Here is a 17,394-nt window from a genome sequence, read left to right as displayed (position 1 = left end):
GGTTAAAATTTAGAGTTTAGGCGGTACGTCAATAGAATTGTCGGGGTATAGTCCACGCACATAGGATTCTAGGATTTCGGCATTTTTCCCCATGGCAATTTCCAATTTTTTGGCATATTCATCCATTTGGCTCTCCGAAAGGCCTTTCGGAACAAAGAACGGCTCCCCGTATTGGATAAAAAGTCGGGCTCCAAACTTAGGAAAAAAATGCCTGTCCCAACTTTTGAAAGTATAGGCCCTGTCATAACAAGAATGCAAATACAGGATGGGAAATCCTGTAAGAGAAGCAGTCACAATCACTCCTGGTTTCACTTCCCGTCTCGGGCCCTTGGGACCATCGACAGTAAAAATAGGAACCGCACCTTGTTTCATTTCTTTTAAGATATTGCGAAATGCGCCGGTGCCCCCTCGTGTAGAAGAACCGCGAACCGAACGAAGGTTAGAGCGAGCAAAGGTTTGGTGGATGATCTCTCCATCTTTGGATTGGGAAACAAGTGCCACCATATCTGCTTTTTTCTTTCGTTTCAAATACTGAGTGGCATGCCTATAAAGAGAAAGTGTGGTTTCATGAAAAACAGCAATGATGTAACCTGAACCTTTTTCAATGACCTTGGCACTTTCCTCGGGGATGATGAATTTTTGGTTTCGAACAAATAGGTACCAAACTCGGACAATGAAATGAACCACCCAACTGAGGATAATGTATTTGGTTTTGGAATAAGGTTTTTGTTTGTTATCTGGAATCAAAAAGAATGGTCCTTACCGATCTCCCAAAGGACATCGTTTTCATAAATTTTCACTATAGGTGCCACACCCGGCTCAGGTTTGTCGTGTAACAAAGAATAAATCATGGATTTCGCAACATACTCACCGGGAATGGGTTTGTATTTTTTGAGCCCCAGAAGACCAAAAGGAATGAGATGGCCAAGAAATTCTCCCACTTTCTCTCCCACTCGCACCTCTTCTCTTTCTCCGATAAGTAAAGAAGGCCGAAAGATTCCTAAAAAGGGAAATTGTAACTTACGTAGTTCCGTTTCAATTTCGCCTTTCACTCGGTTATAAAATATCGAAGAGTTCGGATCTGATCCCATAGCTGTAATGATATAAAATCCTGGGATCTTTTTTTCTTTCGCTTGTTTTGCTGCCAGCAATGGATATTCGTAATCAATTTCTTTAAACTTCTCTTGGCTTCCCGCTTTATTAATGGTTGTACCCAAACAACAAAATACAGCATCGATCCCTTCGGGAATGGAAACTTTTCCCACTTTAAAATCCTCAAAACGAACTTGTACCACTTCAATGGGGACATTGGGATTGGAACTAGAGGGTGAGTTTCTCGCCCAAACAATTACCTTTTTAATTTGAGGGTAAAAAACTAGAGAGAGTAACACTTGTTTACCGATAAGACCAGTTCCACCAAGGAGTAGTATTTTCATTTAATCTCCAAACTACGTGCGAGCATGGAATCCGTAAGATTGAGCCTTTCTTGAAATTGGATTCCTGCAATATAATAAATTACGTTTTTGATTTTGGAAGTTTGGGTCCAGATAATTGTACCTTCAAAGAACATCCGTTTGGTGCCTTTTGACCAAACAATACTACCCAAAACTTGGGACTCAATTTCATCGCTGAGTAAGTCATCCTCACCCAAAAAACAAAGGCCCTCTTCCGAAATATTCCCTAACTTTCCGAACAAAGTGATCCCTTCCAAATCCAATTGGACCTCAAATCCAGAAAAGTCACCTGGAGATATTCTTGGAAGCCTTCGCTCACTTTCCATAGCAACAAGGTACAAGGATTCCCATTATTGGAAACGAAAAAAGCAAATTAGAACTGAAAGTAAATGAACGGAACAGAATTTTCTGGTGTAGCCAAATTTAAGACAAGAAAGAGAACCGGATAGAGGGCAAACTCCAAACTAGCCGGGATTTTTTTGCCTTTTCCCTTTTCAAAGATCAAATAACCGATGGCATGGCCCAAATACAAGAAGAATAGGATCCAAAGGAAGTCCTTCCACATATAAGGCCGGATTTGTCCCATCTGAAAAGTAAAAATTCCCCGAATGTGGATCCAGGCATTTTCCCAAGTAAGGGAACGGAAAAAAACTGCACCTAAAAAGAAAATGGAGCTATTCAGAATATTCTGAAAGAGCCAAAGAGGAACTTTATACCAATGTTTTGCCTTTGCATTGTCCTTTTTGTCAGGAAACCACTCCTTCCAAACCTCTTCCAAAACATAAAAAACACCATTGAGGGATCCCCAAAACACAAAAGTCCATTGAGCTCCGTGCCAAACTCCACTCACAAACATAGTAAACCAAAGATTAAACTTTCGTCTTACTGATGTTACCCGACTTCCCCCCATAGGAATATAAATATAATCGCGTAACCAAGAATTTAAGGTCATGTGCCACCGGCGCCAAAAACCAGAAACGGAAGTGGCAATGAAAGGCAAATTGAAATTAGTGGGAAGTTTGTAACCAAGTAACATGGCACTTCCAATCGCCATATCCGAATATCCGCTAAAGTCTAAATAAACCTGGATTCCACCCAAGGCAGCTGCAATTAACAAGGCGTAGGCGTGATGTCCAGCAGGATCTGCATAAATGGTATCAATGGTAGGAGCCACCATATCAGATAGGATTGCTTTTTTAAAATAACCTAACATAAAGAATCGAATCGCAACCCGAAACTCAATATCTTCCAATTTCTTCGGAACGTACAATTGTGGCATAAAGGTCCTTGCCGTCACAATCGGGCCTGCTACCAATTGCGGGAAAAAACTTACAAACAGAGCAAAACGAATGAAATCTTTTTCAGCCGGGATTTCCCTGCGATATACATCAATCGTATAAGATAAAGATTGGAAGGTAAAAAAGGAAATTCCCGCAGGAAGAATGATTTTAAGAACAGGAAGTGCATCTGCACCAAACATTGGATTGGTGACAGTGTTGATAGAGGTCACAAGAAAATTATAGTATTTAAAAAAGCCTAAAATAAAAACCAGGTTCGTAATCAAACTAAAAAGTAAGAGGTAGTATCTTACTTTTTCCCTAGTCTCTGAGCTAAGTTTGAGTCCTACAAAATAGTCAATGGCAGTAGAAAGCAAAATGAGCGCACCGAATCGGTAGTCCCAAGACATGTAAAAGAAATAACTACTAATGAGTAGGAATACGTGTAAGATTCGTGTTTCTTGAGATTGGTTCGAAAAAATGGCGGGGAATACGTACCAAACCGTAAAAAAAACGAAGAGAAAGAAGACAAAATATTCAAAATCAGAAAAGATCAATGGGATATGCCTTCTATTCAGACCAGGCTCTTTGAAAAAATATGTCTGTCAATCATTTCGGCTTGCAGATGGCAACAGAATCGCCTATGATATACTTCTAGTTTTCTAGCTAAAAACTTAGAGGTATAAAATGAAAAAAATATTAAAAACATCTCTCGTGGGAATTTTGTCCTTTGGCTTACTTTCCAATTGTTTTGGAAAATTTGGTGCTGTCAAAGCAGTTTACTCCTTTAACGGAAATATCCAAATTGGTTCTGGCAAACTTGCAGGTTTCTTTCGTTCCCTTTTAATGATCTTCCCACTATACATTGCTTATGGATTTGGAAGTTTTTTAGATATCTTTATTTTCAACCTAATTGAGTTCTGGACTGACAAAAACCCAATTGCTATGGCTGAGTATGACTTTGATGGAAAACTCGTAAAAGAATACAACCAAGATGGTCAATCCATCACTCTTACTTACACAGAGTGGGGTAAGGTTCTAAAAATGGAAGCACCAGGCCAAAAAGGAATGGAAGCTGTTTATTTCTTAAAAGATCGCCCAGAAAAAGCATTCCGTTTGGTGAATGGAAAGTATGTGGAAATCATCCAAACTAGCGGACCAATCCTCCCTCCGCTTTCCGTAAAACACATCTAAACTTACCTGTTTGCCCCTAATTTTAGGGGCAATCTATATCCGATACTTAAACTATGAATCGTTTGTATTTTGTTTCCTTCCTGTTACTCCTCTCTTTCGGATGCCAAACTCCGCAACAGGTAATCACACCAACCTTCCCCACCCATACGGAACAAATCAATCTCAACCGAATTAAGATGATTACCAAATCGGAAGCATTTCATACCGATTCCAAAGAAGGAAAAAAACCTCTGACTTTAGAACCAGGTGTCAGTGTGGAATATTCAGAGAACAAAATTCCCTTCATACAGTTGGATTTGTTTTTTGAAGATGCCGGTATTAGCATTATAGAAGAAATCATTTCTGGCACCATTTTAGACCATCATATCATTGTCCTAAACCAAAAGGGTGAAATTATCGCCAAACAACCAGTAAACTTCCAAGCTTACGAAATTCTAGAAACCAAAACGGAAGTTATGCGAAACAAAGTAATCGTTGGAGAGTCAAAAAAACCAGTAAAGGTAAATAGCACGGTTCCTGAAACTAAAACCTCACGGGAAGCCATCGAAAGACAATACACCGATAGAGATACAGTTCCTCAAGTGTTGGAAATTCAAGAAGGCAAAGTTCCAAATCTTGGCGAATACATTAATATCTATTTAGAACTCACTTATGTAAATCCACAACTAGAACCTAACTGTGAATCATACGCAGGTAATTGTAATGGAGCCAAACAGAAATTTTTTGAAGATGTCACTGGGCGTAATCGAAGAGAATTGGATATTTTAAAAAATCGTTATGTAGAAGGTGAAGTGGCACAGTTCCCAAACCTAACACAAACTGAACAATTAGAATTCAAAACCAATATCAAATCAAAAATTGAAAACACGAATGGAGTCTTTGGACCCAAACATGGATTTACAAAATTTATGTTTAGAGAATGGAACCTAGTTTCCTCTCCCCGGTACTTTCGCATTGTATCGATAAACAAAAATGGGAAACAATCATTACTAGAGGAACGTAATGATGAAAAAAAACTAACTGATGAATCAGAAGAAAAATCAAAATCAGATGATCACGATTCTCATTCTATTTTTGATTCCCCAACTCATACAAAACATAAAAAAAGGACAATTCCTACTCCTTAACGAACGAAAACGGGTGAAGGGCGATTCCAACACCCGCTTAAGTCATTTTTATGCAACCTTTGACTCTTTCTTTCGAACGCTATCAAACCGAACAGTGGAAGCAGTGACTTTAATTTTAGATCTGTTTTCACCTTCAGGACTTTTCCATCGGTTTTGTTTCAGATTTCCCATTACGGTTACTTTACTCCCTTTTTTCAGGTATTCCACGCAATTCTCACCTAGTTTTTCCCAAGCCTCCACTTCAAAGTAAGAGACATCTTCCTTGTCTTTTCCTTCTTGGTTGTTGGACGTATGGTTGACGGCAACTGTGAAATTAGCTAAAGACTTTCCGCCTGCAATGGTTCTTTCTTCTGGGTCGGCGGTTAAATTTCCGTCCAGAATGACATACGATAGATTTTTCATTTGAGTATCCCTTAAATCAATTTTGATGGCCACACAAAGACTGGTTCGTTTTTGATTTGGTTGGTTTAAAAAAATATTACAAATGAAACTAAATTTATAAAATCCCTGTTCACATTTACATTTCGGATAGACAATCCAAAGGAATTGGCGAGAATTTCCTCGTGGGACTTCCCGATTCTGAGATACTTCACTTAGTAACGGCCATTAGCCGAGAGTTGGTTTGTTTGCACGAATCAGACGGAACCTACATTTATGTTAGCCCCAACTCGGAAAAAATCATAGGATATAATGCAGAGGAACTAGTTGGAAAAAATCCTTACGATTATTTTCACCCAGACGAAAGAAGACTCATCCAAGAAAGATCACACCAACCTCTCCTTCGTGGAGATGAGAACATCCATACAACATTTCGTTTTTTACATAAAAACGGGAATTATATATGGCTACAGTCTGACAATCGTTTAACGATACATCCAACTACGGGGAAAAAATATTTACATACATCTTCTAGAGATATCTCAGAAAAAATAGATACCGAGGCAAATTTAGCACTTTCAGAACGAAGGTTCAATACATTATTTCACGATTCCCCGATTGGACTTGTACTCACAGGAAAAAACGGATATATTGATGAAGCAAATGATGCCTTTGCTAATTTTTTAGGTTATAAAAGTTTTGAGATCATTGGAAAACATTTTTCTGAAATCAGTGCCGGTGAAGAACTAGAAGAAAATTTAAAGTATAGAGATGAAGTTCAAAAAGGAATCATCGATAACTATTCCATTGAAAAACAATACATTCACAAATCAGGAAAAAAAGTTTGGGCCTATATCACAGTTACTGTACTTCGTGACGACACAGGCCATCCCATCCATTATCTTGCGCAAATCATCGATATCAATGAGAGAAAAAAATCAGAAACCCTCCTTCTAGAAAACAATGATCGTTTGAGGGCTATTACAAATTCGCTTTTAACACAAAACAAACAGCTACAAGCCTACAATCAAATCATCTCTCACCACCTGCGGGCGCCCGTAAGCAATTTAAGAAGTCTTCTCGATTTAATGAAAGAGACAAACAATCTCGAAGAAATTAGAGAATTGGAAAACCATTTAGAAGATGTCACTGAAACCTTAGAGACTGTCCTCTCAGAACTGATCACCACATTGAGGATTCAAAACCCAGACACTTACAAACCAGAACCAGTCCACATCAGCCAATCTTTTTCCAATGTGATCCAACTGATGGAAGGAGAATTAAAAAACAAACAGGTCGAAATCCAATCCGATTTTTCGGGGGCAGAAACGGTTTATTTCTCCAAAGAGTTTCTAGAAACAATTTTCCTACATTTACTCAGCAATTCCATCCGGTATTCCCACCCAGACAGAAAACTACGCATTTCCGTGGAATCCTTTCAAATTGGATCCCAAACTGCCATTTCTTTTTCGGACAATGGTACCGGAATCGATTTGGAGCGATATGGTGATCAAATTTTTCAGCTTAGAAAGACTTTTCATCGTCATATCAGTGGTAAGGGACTCGGGTTGTTTTTGATTAAATACAAAATGGAATCTGTAGGCGGAAGGATTGAAGTGCGTTCCAAACCAGGGGAAGGGGCTACTTTCCTTATGTACTTTCCCGATGGGAGAGATACCCTATGACGACTCCCAAGATTTGTGTCATCGATGATGATAAAATTTACCAGTTCACTACCAAAAAAATCATCTCCAATGCGGGAATCAAAGGGGAAGTTCTCGTTTTTTCCGATGCGGAAAATGCGCTCGAGTTCTTTCATCAGGAATTTCAAAACAAAGAACTACTTCCCGATATCATCTTTTTAGATATCAATATGCCCTTTATGGATGGATGGCAATTTTTAGATGCCTTTGGAAAGATCTTTCCAAAGTTTCCCAAAGCAATTGAAGTATTCCTTGTTAGTTCTTCTGTCGACGAGGCTGATACTGATCGGGCTGCAAAAATTCCAATCATCTCTGGATATATTTTCAAACCCTTTACAAAAGAAAAACTTTTGGAATCTCTAGCTCGCCTCCAATCTTAGCTTGTCAACTTTTTGCTTTGAATATAGAAATGGACGCACCACTTATGGATCAGCTACTTACTTGGATTGAAACCTATCCCCTATCTTCCACTCTGATTGGATTGTTCTTGTTTCTTGTGATTGTTTTCTTAAGAGACATCACTCAAAAAACGCACACGATTCAGAGAAACTTTCCTATTGTCGGACGACTTCGCTATTTTTTAGAAATGATAGGACCGGAACTCAGGCAGTATTGGGTTGCCCATGATAAGGAAGAACGTCCCTTTGATCGAACCGAAAGAAGTTGGATTTATGCCACTGCCAAAGGACAAAACAGTAACTTTGGATTTGGAACTACTGAAATCCAATACGAACCCGGATATCCCATCATCAAACACAAAGCTTTTCCCTATCCAGAAGCAAATGCATATATCCATAACAAAGATGTAAGTTGTATCCCCTGTTTAAAAGTCATTGGAACCAAACGAAAATTTCCTTATCGACCTTATTCGATTGTGAATATCTCTGCGATGTCCTTTGGATCCCTTGGAAAAAATGCAATCATGGCACTCAACAGGGGTGCGAGAGATTCCGGCGCCTATCACAACACAGGCGAAGGTGGTCTTAGCAATTACCATAGGGAAGGCGCTGATATGGTTTGGCAAATTGGAACTGGGTATTTTGGAGCCAGAGACCATTCCGGAAAATTTAGTTTGGATGTCTTAAAAGAGAAAGTGGGACAAAATCCTTGTATCAAGATGATCGAAATTAAATTATCCCAGGGCGCCAAACCAGGCAAAGGTGGGATTCTTCCAGCAAAAAAAGTAAATGCAGAAATTGCATCCATCCGTCATGTCGAAGAAGGAAAGGATTGTATTTCTCCGAACTCCCATAGTGAGTTTACCAATGTAAAAGAACTCATCCAATTCATCGAAAAAATTGCCAACGGCACAGGACTTCCTGTGGGAATCAAAAGTGCTGTTGGGGAAATTGAATTTTGGGAAGAACTTGCTCGTGAGATGAAACAAAGTGCAGAGGGACCCGACTTCATCACGATCGATGGAGGAGAAGGGGGAACGGGAGCTGCCCCCCTTACCTATGCTGATCACGTTTCCTTACCTTTCAAAATTGGATTCCAAAGAGTCTACACTCTCTTCCAAAGTCAGGGTTTGTCCGAACAAATTGTGTGGATTGGTTCCGGAAAATTAGGTTTTCCAGACAGAGCCGTGGTTGCGATTGCCATGGGTTGTGACCTCATCAATGTGGCAAGAGAAGCCATGTTATCCATTGGTTGCATCCAAGCATAAAAATGCCATACGGATCATTGTCCGGCAGGTGTTGCCACTCAGAATTGGTGGTTACAACGCGGTGTGGATCCAGAGATCAAAGGAAAACGTGCGGCCAAATACATCCAAGGGTTTCGCAAAGAACTTCTTAGTTTAGCACATTCTTGTGGATACGAACACCCAGGACAATTCACAGGCCAAGATATAGAAATCAGTATGGGAATGAACCGCTACCAGACCTTAGAAGGATTACTCGGTTATAAACGCGATGAAGTGAAATTTACAAAACTTCAGGACTATACGGTATTCCCGAAACGACAAGCCTAAATGAAAAAACTCTTTCTTATCTTTATGTTATTCCATCTCGGTTGTCTCTCTGAGGAAAGGAATGTAAAAGCAGAAATAAAGAAAGGGTATTTAGATCTCAGCCAACATTCTTTTACAGACCAACCGTTTGTAGCACTGAATGGGGAATGGAAATTTTTTTGGAATACAGCTCCTTCCCAAATACAAGAAACCAATTCTGATTTGTTACTAGACATTCCCAAACATTGGAATGGGTACAAAATGGATTACGGTTCTCTTGGTGGTTATGGTCATGCGAGTTTCCGAATCAAATTGAAACTTGCTGAAAATCTTAACGAAACTATGGCGCTCACAGTATTAGAACAGGATACTTCGTACGCTATTTATGTTAACGGAAAATATTTAGGCGGATCAGGAAAACCAGGGTCCAATCCAAATGAATACACTCCACAAGTAAAATCCACAGTTGTGGTTTTACCACAGACATCTGAGATCACTATTGATCTCTATGTTGCCAATTACGTACATAGGAAGGGTGGAATTTGGAATGACATTGTTCTTTCTACTTATACCAAAGCAGAAAGTCGACTCACCAAACGAAAGATCAACGAAACCATGTTGTCCTCGATCCTTACCTTTGTTGGATTTTTCTTTTTTGTAATGTATTTTTACAATCGTGATGGTAAACATACAATTGGAATCTTTTTATTTTCCTTAGCAGTATTACTTAGAACCATTTCCACGGGAGAACGCATTTTATTAGAGTTTGCCGATCTTCCCTATTGGTTTCTATTACGATTGGAATATCTTTCTTGGTATTGGTCGGCGCCACTTCTCTATCATTATTTTTATACCATTTTTCCCGAAGACTTCTCTAAACGAATGGGAACTTTCTTTTATGTTCTTTCATCGATCTTAACGATTGGATTATTATTACCGCCAGTTTATTTTACAGAGACGGCGTCTATTTACCCTATTGCTTTTGTTGCCAATGGAATTATTATATTTATTTATTTGTATCGTGCTTACCAAAAGAAACGTATGGAGTCCAAACCTCTATTGTTTGGAATGCTTTTAGTTCTTGTTGCTGCCACAAATGATGTCTTACATGCAGAATCATACATCCACACAACCTACATCGCTCCAGCAAGTGTAGTTATCTTTGTTTTTTTACAAGTCATTACCTTTGGGCGGATTGTTCGCCAAACCATGACAAAAACTTTGGAATTTGCACAGGAACAAAAGCAACTCAGCAATTCCTTTAGTCGTTTTGTTCCTACAGAATTTTTATACCATTTAGGCAAATCTGATATTCGATATGTGGACTTAGGAGACCAGGTTCAGAAAAGAATGACAATACTCTTTGCTGACATCAGGTCTTTTACCGAATTTTCAGAGACACTCACTCCTAAAGAAAACTTCGATTTTTTAAACAGTTACTTACAACGAGTAGGACCTATCATTCGACACAATAATGGATTTATAGATAAATTCATTGGCGATGCTGTAATGGCACTATTTCCTTACGATATCAATGATGCAGTCAAAGCGGCCGTTGAAATGCAAGACGCCATTCGTATTTATAATGGCCATAGAGCTAACTGTGGATATATCCCTGTCGAGGTAGGAATCGGGATCCATACAGGAAATCTCACCTTGGGTATATTAGGTGAACATAAACGAATGGAAGGAACTGTTATATCTGATGCTGTCAACTTAGCATCTCGTATTGAAGGGATTACCAAACTCTTTTCTGCACGAATTGTCATCAGTGCCGATACGTTCATTGAGGCGTCCGAAGGATTAGGATACCACTACCGGCTTCTCGACCGAGTGGCAATCAAAGGGAAAACAGAATCGGTGTTTGTTGTGGAAGTTTTGGATGGATACGAACCAGAAAAAGCATCCAGACTCATTTCCATTAAAGACGATTACACTTTAGCATTGGATGCATTTCGACGAGACGATTTTGAAGAAGCTATGGATGGATTTTCAAAACTATTAGATAAAAACCCCGATGATTCCGTATCGAGGTTGTTTTTAGATCGTTGTAGAGAAGCAAAAGAAAGATCAAAAATGGAATATGGCAGTTAGATTTTTCTTTGTTTTAAGTGATAACCAATTCCCAAAACAATACCAAATCCTAAAACTCCAAGTGCCAAGTATGGTTCAGAAAAACAAACAGAACCACAAGCTACAATTCCGAGAATAAGGGCAACTCCGGGTAACAAAGGATACAGTGGAGCTTTGTAGGGCCTCGGCATCTCTGGTTCTTTTTTACGTAAAACAAAATAAGAAACTAAACTTAAGATATACATCCCACAAGCACCTAATGCGGAAATAGTGATGAGTTCCGCAGTATCCAAAAAACACATACAAAAAATACCTAAAACTCCGCCACTAAGAACCGCATTTTGCGGAACCAAGGAACCATGACTCAGTTTAGAAAGGTAGGTAGGTAAATATCCTTCTTTTGCCATGGCATAAATCAATCGCGAGTTCCCCAGAATGATTCCAAATAAAGAGGCAACAAGTCCGAACAAACCAATAAAAGTAAATACAAAAGGCCAGATGGTTTCACTACCATATAACTTTTGTAATACATAAGATAATGGATAATCTAGTTCAGCAATTTCCTTAATATCGACAACAGAAGCAGTAAAAACAAAAATGAGGCCCGCCAAACAGAGTAAAGTAAAAATACCTGCTGTGTATCCAATAGGTATGTCCCTTGCCGGATTCCGAACTTCTTCTGCAGCTAACGCCACCCCTTCCACTGCCAAAAAAAACCAAATCGCAAAGGGAATGGAAAGAAAAACAGAACTCCAGGACATGAATCTGAATTCAGGAAATTTTGGAATGCGATCGAAAGAAACATGAGGCCAAAGAAATGCTAGATAAAACAAAAGCCCAAATACAGCTACTATGGTAACTAAAAGTTCAAAACGTGCGGTTTGTTTAATTCCTGTAAGATTAATTAACAACAATAAACAAAACATAACAATTCCAGCACCAAATGCTGGTATAACGGGAAATAAAAAATGAATGTATCCGCCGAGGGCCGAAGCAATGGCAGGAGGTGCGAGTAAAAATTCCACAAGAACCAAATACCCGGTAATCAGTCCAAACAAATCACCGAGGGCCCGTTTGGCATAAGCAGAAGGACCTCCGGACTGAGGGATGCTGGCCGCAAGTTCCGTAAAACAAAGTGCAAACAATACATAAAAGGTGGCAATCCATATAACAGCGAAACTGAATTCCCAAAAACTTGCTTGAGACCAACCAAAGTTCCAACCAAAATAATCGCCAGAAATAACAAGCCCCACAGCGATGCCCCATAAATGCACAGAATGTAGAACTTTATGCATTTTCCCCTCTTCTTTCATGCCACCTCTTTGTAACAAAAACTGTTCATGAATAAAATCGAAACATCAGCAAATATAATGCCACAAACTATGTTAGATACTATTTTTCTGCTCTCTCTTGCAAGTTCTTTCAAAATCCAATTGGGATCTGTTTGGTGGGTCGAATTTTGTGTACTCCTGATCACTGAACATTTCTGAAAGTATTTCCACAAAACAAGAAAATTCGGTATTGCAAATGATTCTAAATCCTAATAATATAGGGCAAATACTATAGCGGAAACAAAATATGCGGATCCTAAAACTAACCTTAATTATACTTTTATATTTCATTTCTCCCTTAAGTGCAGTACAGACCATCCTTCTCAAACAAGGCAAATCTATCAAAGGCATTGTCACCAACCAAAACGTAGATAGTGTCGAAGTGGATACACAAAACGGAAAACATATGGTCATTTCCAAAAAGTCCGTTTTGAAAATTATCTACAAAGATATTGCCGAATCCGAAGAAGAAACGATCCGTAAGGAAGAAGAGGAGAAACGGAAAAATGAAAAAGAAAAAGCCATCGCTGCCAAACAAGAAGAAATCCGCAAACGTAGAGAAGAACTAGCAAGACAGGAATCAGAAAGAAAAGCAAATGAAGAAGGCGGTGAAGTGGTCACTCATAGCCTTCGGGATTCCTTCGTCCTTGGTTCCGTTGCCGATGGAAATATGATTACCCTTGCTCCCGATTCAGCAAAATGCCAAACCTTCAGTGAGTATCCGGAATACTTTTGGTTGTTTGGTGGTCTCCGGTTCAAAGAACCTGACTGGAATCAATTACTTCCTAAAGACAATCGTCCCGTACGAATCAAACAAACTTCCACCTGGAAAGATTTAGCCATCACACTCCTAGGTGGGTTTGCCATCACCATCACTCGTAAAACAATCATTGTCGATGTTTGTGATGGAAGTGGATACCGTATGGTTTCTGATTCTGAAATCAAACGTATCAAAGATGAAGCTGTTGAACAAATCAGAACTGAACAAGAAATAAAAGAAGCAGAAGAAAAGTATGAGTTAGAACAGTTAGAAAAAGACTTAGAAGTGCTGAAGAAAAGAAAGTAAGGGAATCAAAAGATGAAACATATCCATTTAAAACCTATCTTAATATGCTTCGTCTTTTTTATCTCTATGACGAACTGTTACTTCAATCCTTTTGTGTTTGATTTACTCAATCCAGAAGAAACAAAAGACAATTCTTCTGTACTCGGAATGATTGCTGGTCTTACAAACCAGGCAGGAAATGTTCGGATCTCTGGGCAATTGAAAAAAGCTGGTAGTGCTCTTGCAGGTGTACCAATCTCATTACAAAATACATCCCTTTCTGTAAAAAGCCAAACCAAATCCACAACCACAAATGTTTATGGAAGATTCTATTTTGATTCACCTACGGGGATTGTCTCATTACAATTTACTGATAATGGAACCATTGTAAATTTCCAATTGAATGTTTCGAAAACTTCGGCTACTCTTGTCTCTATTGACAAAACAAATTACCAAATCCAGAGTTTTGAAGTTTATGAAATGGGAGTAGAACCTCCCGAATCCTTGGAACTAATTTATTCTATGCCGTATGATGGGTTATTCATCGACGAAACTAACTTTAACAATACGATCGCTTTGGGACCTCAGTTTGTTTTTTCTGAAACACTAGAAGCTCCAGCGGAAGGAGTAAAATTTTCCTGGGCAATGGAAAATTTCGTCGTTTTTCCTTCTGTTTATTTACTTAATATTGATGTAACCAATAACATCGTTACATTGACATTGGATAATGCGTCAATCCAACCATCGATAACATATACGGTTACTTTAAATTCTGGAATCAGATCGGAAACAGGGAAAATGCTCAAACCAACGACATTCACGTTTGACGTTGGTTTATTAAAGTAAAGTCGAAGGACTATCACTCGAACTAGTGATGATTTCCACTCCCTTACCCCTAGTTTTAGTAAAGAAATTTCTTGCCAACCGAACCAGTATTCTGTAGTATAAATGTCTTGGGTTCTTTTTCCAAGACAAAGTTTCTTTTTTCTAAAAGCATCAGCCTGACTTGTGGAGCCAATTCCTATGAACCGACATCCTAAATTACCAACTTCAATTGTTTTAGTATGTTTATGGTTTTTATTGGGGAATTGCTATTTCAATCCCTTTGTTCAACCCATAGTCAATCCAGAAGTGAAAGAAAAAACAAATCCGTTTCTAGGACTGTTAGGATTAGGGGGAACTTCCAATTTAGTAATCACAGGTCAAATTCGTGATGCCAATGGAGTAGCCATGGTGGGTCTTGCCTTGGTTCCATCCTCAGTATCCATTCAATCTAAGTCTACACTACCACCTTACACGACTGATGCGGGAGGAAGGTTTTATATTCCTTACCAATCAGGGAAACTTAACTTTGATGTTTTTAAGGATGGTCTACCCTTTTTTACACTGGCCTTAAATGTATCGGGCCCGAGTGCCATCACTGCTGAAACTTCGGGTGCACCAGCAGGGCTTGAGATATCTAATTTAGGAACGTTAGACCCGACAAATCCACCTAACTTTTTTGATTTGGTAAAAGTATCAGGGTTAGATTTCACAATGAATGAATTGACTCTTCACAATGCAGAAGTGAATAGTTTCATAGATTCATTTGTTTTCACATTTTCAGAAGCTCCGATTCCGGCATTGACACCCGGCCCCTTGGTTACAAGCTGGGCATCGCAAAATATTTCGTGTTTTCCTACCGTCATATTCGGTTCAACAATGACAGTCACAGGGAATACAATAACTATTCAAGCTACCCCTTCATCCAATACTGTCAATTATGAGTGTACTTTCAAATCAGGCATTCTTTCAGCCTCAGGAAAGCCATTGACTCAAAGGATTATACGATTCTTTTTTAATCCACCAGTTTAGAATTACCAACCAACATGTAATGGATCTTAACTGAGATTTAAAGATTACTATTTTTCTTCAAAGATCTTTTGCCAAAAAGTGAACGTATTAATTCAGGATATTTACCGCAACGTTTTATAGTATAATAACACAAAATACAAGAATGAAGAATTAAATGCTTTCGGTTCTATGTGTTGATTCAATCAGAAAGCACAAAGTTCAAGGCGTTTTAATGAATCTGTGACTGGTGTCCCCTTCAGAATTGTTAATAATTTCCACCACTGACAACCATTTCCTTTACAGGCCAATCCCCTTGACCTCCTTAACTCCGACTTGACAAACCAATTAGGCCTCATACGGTTTAGCGGTCGTGAACGCACATTTAAACCAAAGACAAATCTACTTCCATAAAATTCTACTGACTCTCGCAGTATCGACCTCCTTACTCATTACTTCTTTCTGTTCCCCCTCTCAGGAAGGAATCGACTTACGAGTTACCCAAGTCCCAAACCCTAAAGAACTCAGAAACAGTTGGGTCGAAGACAGTGCCGGAGTTTTGACAGACACGGCATCCATTGACCAAATGATAAATACAGAAGAGGCCTCTTCTGGGGTCGAAATTGCAGTGGTCACATTACCAACAATCGAAAGTTATGTGCCAAAAGACTTTGCAGTTGCCTTATTTAACCATTGGAAAATTGGAAAAAAAGACAAAGACAATGGGATTCTCATTTTACACGTCATCGACCAAAGAAGAGTGGAGATAGAAATTGGATACGGACTAGAAGGAGACCTTCCCGATGTAGTTGTCAAACGAATCATTGATACTTATACAATCCCCTCATTCAAAGCAGATAATTTTCAGAAAGGACATGCGGATACAGTAGCAGCACTGATCAAAAAACTAAATCATCCAGAACTGGAAGTGGAACAATTACTTTCAGATACAAACAATGTTGTCGTTGCAGATGTTGTGCAAGAAGATACAAGGGAACAAACCGCAAACGAAAGGACCGACTACTATGATTATCAAGGTAAAGCATACACCCAACTAACTGAAGAAGAAAAACAAACCTTAGATAGAACCATTGATACTTATAATACAACATCCAATTATTTTCTAAATGATGAAGAATCCAGGTTGTGGGCAGAAAAAACAACAGAAGTAGAAAGAATCGAAAAAGAAGAAACCACCCAATACAAACAATATTTTATCTTTGGTTATATTATAGTTTTTATATTTTTACATCTTTTACAGAGAATATTTGTTTGGATCATTCCATCTCCAACCACGAAATATCATATCGTTCACAAAACAGATTTTCCTTTATTCTATGGAGTCATTATCTCCCCCGTTGTGTTCACCATCACCCTCCTAAGTGAATATTTAGATGATACCATTTTCCCAATTTCAATATTCTTAATCATTGCCTTTATCGTTGTTTATGCAATTTTTTGGGGTGATTTACGTCTACGTAAGTTAAGTGAAAGACTCTTAAAAATTAGAAACATTCCCAGAAAATGTAAAAAATGTGGAACTACAATGACTAAACTTTCGGAAGATGAAGATAACATCCATTTGTCGAAAGGTCAAATTTCCGAGGAACTTGTTAATTCCATCGATTACGATGTATGGGTTTGCCCAGGTTGTGATGCCAATGCCATCCTCAAATTTCCAAGCATCAACCCTGAATATATTTACAAAGGAACATCCTTTCGAAAGATCAAAGCCTGTCCCGAATGTAATTTTGAAACCTTTGTCTGTAAATCAAGCAGCATCATTTCAGAAGCGACTTACAGCAGTTCGGGTAAAGTGGAAGTCAAAAGGACTTGTGCTCACTGTAAACACAGTGCCATCGAGTATGAAACCATTCCCAAAAAACAAAAGAGTAGTTCCGGTGGTTCTTCTGGCGGAGGCGGTGGTGGTGGAAGTTTTGGCGGTGGCTCCTCTGGAGGCGGTGGAAGTGGCGGAAGTTACTAATGGAAATCTAAGCAAAAAAGTCTTTTTATACACCGGACCTGAAGAAA

At 38.8% G+C, this 17,394-nt stretch carries 15 protein-coding genes and 1 pseudogene; 10 read left to right on the top strand and 6 right to left on the bottom strand.

Annotated features, from left to right (window positions below):
• Nucleotides 1–9: 9 nt before the first annotated feature.
• The 4 genes from LEP1GSC195_RS16670 to LEP1GSC195_RS16655 are packed head-to-tail and all read right to left on the bottom strand — an operon-like array spanning nt 10 to nt 3,288.
• Nucleotides 10–747, bottom strand: a complete 738-nt coding sequence (locus LEP1GSC195_RS16670) for a lysophospholipid acyltransferase family protein (protein ID WP_015682238.1) — start codon at nt 745–747, stop codon at nt 10–12.
• Nucleotides 744–1,436, bottom strand: coding sequence for a Rossmann-fold NAD(P)-binding domain-containing protein (locus LEP1GSC195_RS16665; protein ID WP_015681986.1), 693 nt, complete (start codon nt 1,434–1,436; stop codon nt 744–746). The genes LEP1GSC195_RS16670 and LEP1GSC195_RS16665 overlap by 4 nt, the downstream gene beginning before the upstream one ends.
• A complete protein-coding gene (locus tag LEP1GSC195_RS16660; RefSeq protein WP_002986410.1) occupies nt 1,433–1,795 on the bottom strand; it encodes a PilZ domain-containing protein in 363 nt (120 codons plus the stop codon). The genes LEP1GSC195_RS16665 and LEP1GSC195_RS16660 overlap by 4 nt, the downstream gene beginning before the upstream one ends.
• Nucleotides 1,796–1,827: 32 nt before the next feature.
• Entirely contained in the window at nt 1,828–3,288 is a 1,461-nt protein-coding gene (locus LEP1GSC195_RS16655; RefSeq protein WP_015681285.1) for an MBOAT family O-acyltransferase, read from the bottom strand.
• A 130-nt stretch (nt 3,289–3,418) separates the two neighbouring features.
• Between LEP1GSC195_RS16655 and LEP1GSC195_RS16650 the strand changes: the two genes are divergently transcribed.
• Entirely contained in the window at nt 3,419–3,925 is a 507-nt protein-coding gene (locus tag LEP1GSC195_RS16650) for a DUF3332 family protein (RefSeq protein WP_015682252.1), read from the top strand.
• 53 nt (nt 3,926–3,978) lie between these two features.
• On the top strand, nt 3,979–5,052 hold the full coding sequence (locus LEP1GSC195_RS16645; RefSeq protein WP_015681808.1) for a hypothetical protein: 1,074 nt from the start codon (nt 3,979–3,981) through the stop codon (nt 5,050–5,052).
• A 48-nt stretch (nt 5,053–5,100) separates the two neighbouring features.
• Here LEP1GSC195_RS16645 and LEP1GSC195_RS16640 read toward each other — a convergent pair whose 3' ends face one another.
• Entirely contained in the window at nt 5,101–5,454 is a 354-nt protein-coding gene (locus tag LEP1GSC195_RS16640; RefSeq protein WP_015682476.1) for a single-stranded DNA-binding protein, read from the bottom strand.
• A 161-nt stretch (nt 5,455–5,615) separates the two neighbouring features.
• Here LEP1GSC195_RS16640 and LEP1GSC195_RS16635 point away from each other — a divergent pair, with 161 nt between their 5' ends.
• From LEP1GSC195_RS16635 to LEP1GSC195_RS16620, 4 genes and pseudogenes are all read left to right on the top strand, one after another.
• Nucleotides 5,616–7,115, top strand: coding sequence for a sensor histidine kinase (locus tag LEP1GSC195_RS16635; RefSeq protein ID WP_015681823.1), 1,500 nt, complete (start codon nt 5,616–5,618; stop codon nt 7,113–7,115).
• Complete coding sequence (locus LEP1GSC195_RS16630; protein WP_015682070.1) at nt 7,112–7,513, top strand: response regulator; 402 nt, start codon at nt 7,112–7,114, stop codon at nt 7,511–7,513. Before LEP1GSC195_RS16635 ends, LEP1GSC195_RS16630 begins: the two co-directional genes overlap by 4 nt.
• Nucleotides 7,514–7,542: 29 nt before the next feature.
• Nucleotides 7,543–9,105, top strand: a pseudogene (locus LEP1GSC195_RS16625) (FMN-binding glutamate synthase family protein).
• A complete protein-coding gene (locus LEP1GSC195_RS16620) occupies nt 9,106–11,178 on the top strand; it encodes an adenylate/guanylate cyclase domain-containing protein (RefSeq protein ID WP_015681763.1) in 2,073 nt (690 codons plus the stop codon).
• On the opposite strand, the gene eat is transcribed toward LEP1GSC195_RS16620, so the two are convergent.
• On the bottom strand, nt 11,175–12,470 hold the full coding sequence (eat, locus tag LEP1GSC195_RS16615; protein WP_015682777.1) for an ethanolamine permease: 1,296 nt from the start codon (nt 12,468–12,470) through the stop codon (nt 11,175–11,177). The two genes, LEP1GSC195_RS16620 and eat, sit on opposite strands and share 4 nt — an antisense overlap.
• Nucleotides 12,471–12,735: 265 nt before the next feature.
• Here eat and LEP1GSC195_RS16610 point away from each other — a divergent pair, with 265 nt between their 5' ends.
• The 4 genes from LEP1GSC195_RS16610 (at nt 12,736) to LEP1GSC195_RS16595 (ending at nt 17,347) form a co-directional block, all read left to right on the top strand.
• Complete coding sequence (locus LEP1GSC195_RS16610; protein WP_015680513.1) at nt 12,736–13,554, top strand: LA_0442/LA_0875 N-terminal domain-containing protein; 819 nt, start codon at nt 12,736–12,738, stop codon at nt 13,552–13,554.
• Nucleotides 13,555–13,566: 12 nt separating this feature from the next.
• Nucleotides 13,567–14,379 (top strand): hypothetical protein, encoded by an 813-nt coding sequence (locus tag LEP1GSC195_RS16605; protein ID WP_015681827.1) that lies wholly within the window; start codon nt 13,567–13,569, stop codon nt 14,377–14,379.
• Between the two features lie 177 nt (nt 14,380–14,556).
• Nucleotides 14,557–15,387 (top strand): hypothetical protein, encoded by an 831-nt coding sequence (locus tag LEP1GSC195_RS16600; RefSeq protein WP_015682512.1) that lies wholly within the window; start codon nt 14,557–14,559, stop codon nt 15,385–15,387.
• A 349-nt stretch (nt 15,388–15,736) separates the two neighbouring features.
• Nucleotides 15,737–17,347 (top strand): TPM domain-containing protein, encoded by a 1,611-nt coding sequence (locus tag LEP1GSC195_RS16595; RefSeq protein ID WP_015682496.1) that lies wholly within the window; start codon nt 15,737–15,739, stop codon nt 17,345–17,347.
• Nucleotides 17,348–17,394 lie beyond the last annotated feature (47 nt).

The organism is Leptospira wolbachii serovar Codice str. CDC (genome assembly GCF_000332515.2).
GTDB lineage: Bacteria > Spirochaetota > Leptospiria > Leptospirales > Leptospiraceae > Leptospira_A > Leptospira_A wolbachii.
The sequence above is the reverse complement of the archived record's forward strand: the minus strand, read 5'-3'. Positions and strand labels throughout refer to the sequence as shown.

Excerpts from the sequence above, each read along its gene's own strand:
- LEP1GSC195_RS16665 (WP_015681986.1), bottom strand. The coding sequence starts at position 1,436 with ATGAAAATACTACTCCTTGGTGGAACTGGTCTTATCGGTAAACAAGTG.
- LEP1GSC195_RS16650 (WP_015682252.1), top strand. The coding sequence starts at position 3,419 with ATGAAAAAAATATTAAAAACATCTCTCGTGGGAATTTTGTCCTTTGGC.
- LEP1GSC195_RS16645 (WP_015681808.1), top strand. The coding sequence starts at position 3,979 with ATGAATCGTTTGTATTTTGTTTCCTTCCTGTTACTCCTCTCTTTCGGA.
- LEP1GSC195_RS16640 (WP_015682476.1), bottom strand. The coding sequence starts at position 5,454 with ATGAAAAATCTATCGTATGTCATTCTGGACGGAAATTTAACCGCCGAC.
- LEP1GSC195_RS16630 (WP_015682070.1), top strand. The coding sequence starts at position 7,112 with ATGACGACTCCCAAGATTTGTGTCATCGATGATGATAAAATTTACCAG.
- LEP1GSC195_RS16620 (WP_015681763.1), top strand. The coding sequence starts at position 9,106 with ATGAAAAAACTCTTTCTTATCTTTATGTTATTCCATCTCGGTTGTCTC.
- eat (WP_015682777.1), bottom strand. The coding sequence starts at position 12,470 with ATGAAAGAAGAGGGGAAAATGCATAAAGTTCTACATTCTGTGCATTTA.
- LEP1GSC195_RS16610 (WP_015680513.1), top strand. The coding sequence starts at position 12,736 with ATGCGGATCCTAAAACTAACCTTAATTATACTTTTATATTTCATTTCT.
- LEP1GSC195_RS16605 (WP_015681827.1), top strand. The coding sequence starts at position 13,567 with ATGAAACATATCCATTTAAAACCTATCTTAATATGCTTCGTCTTTTTT.
- LEP1GSC195_RS16600 (WP_015682512.1), top strand. The coding sequence starts at position 14,557 with ATGAACCGACATCCTAAATTACCAACTTCAATTGTTTTAGTATGTTTA.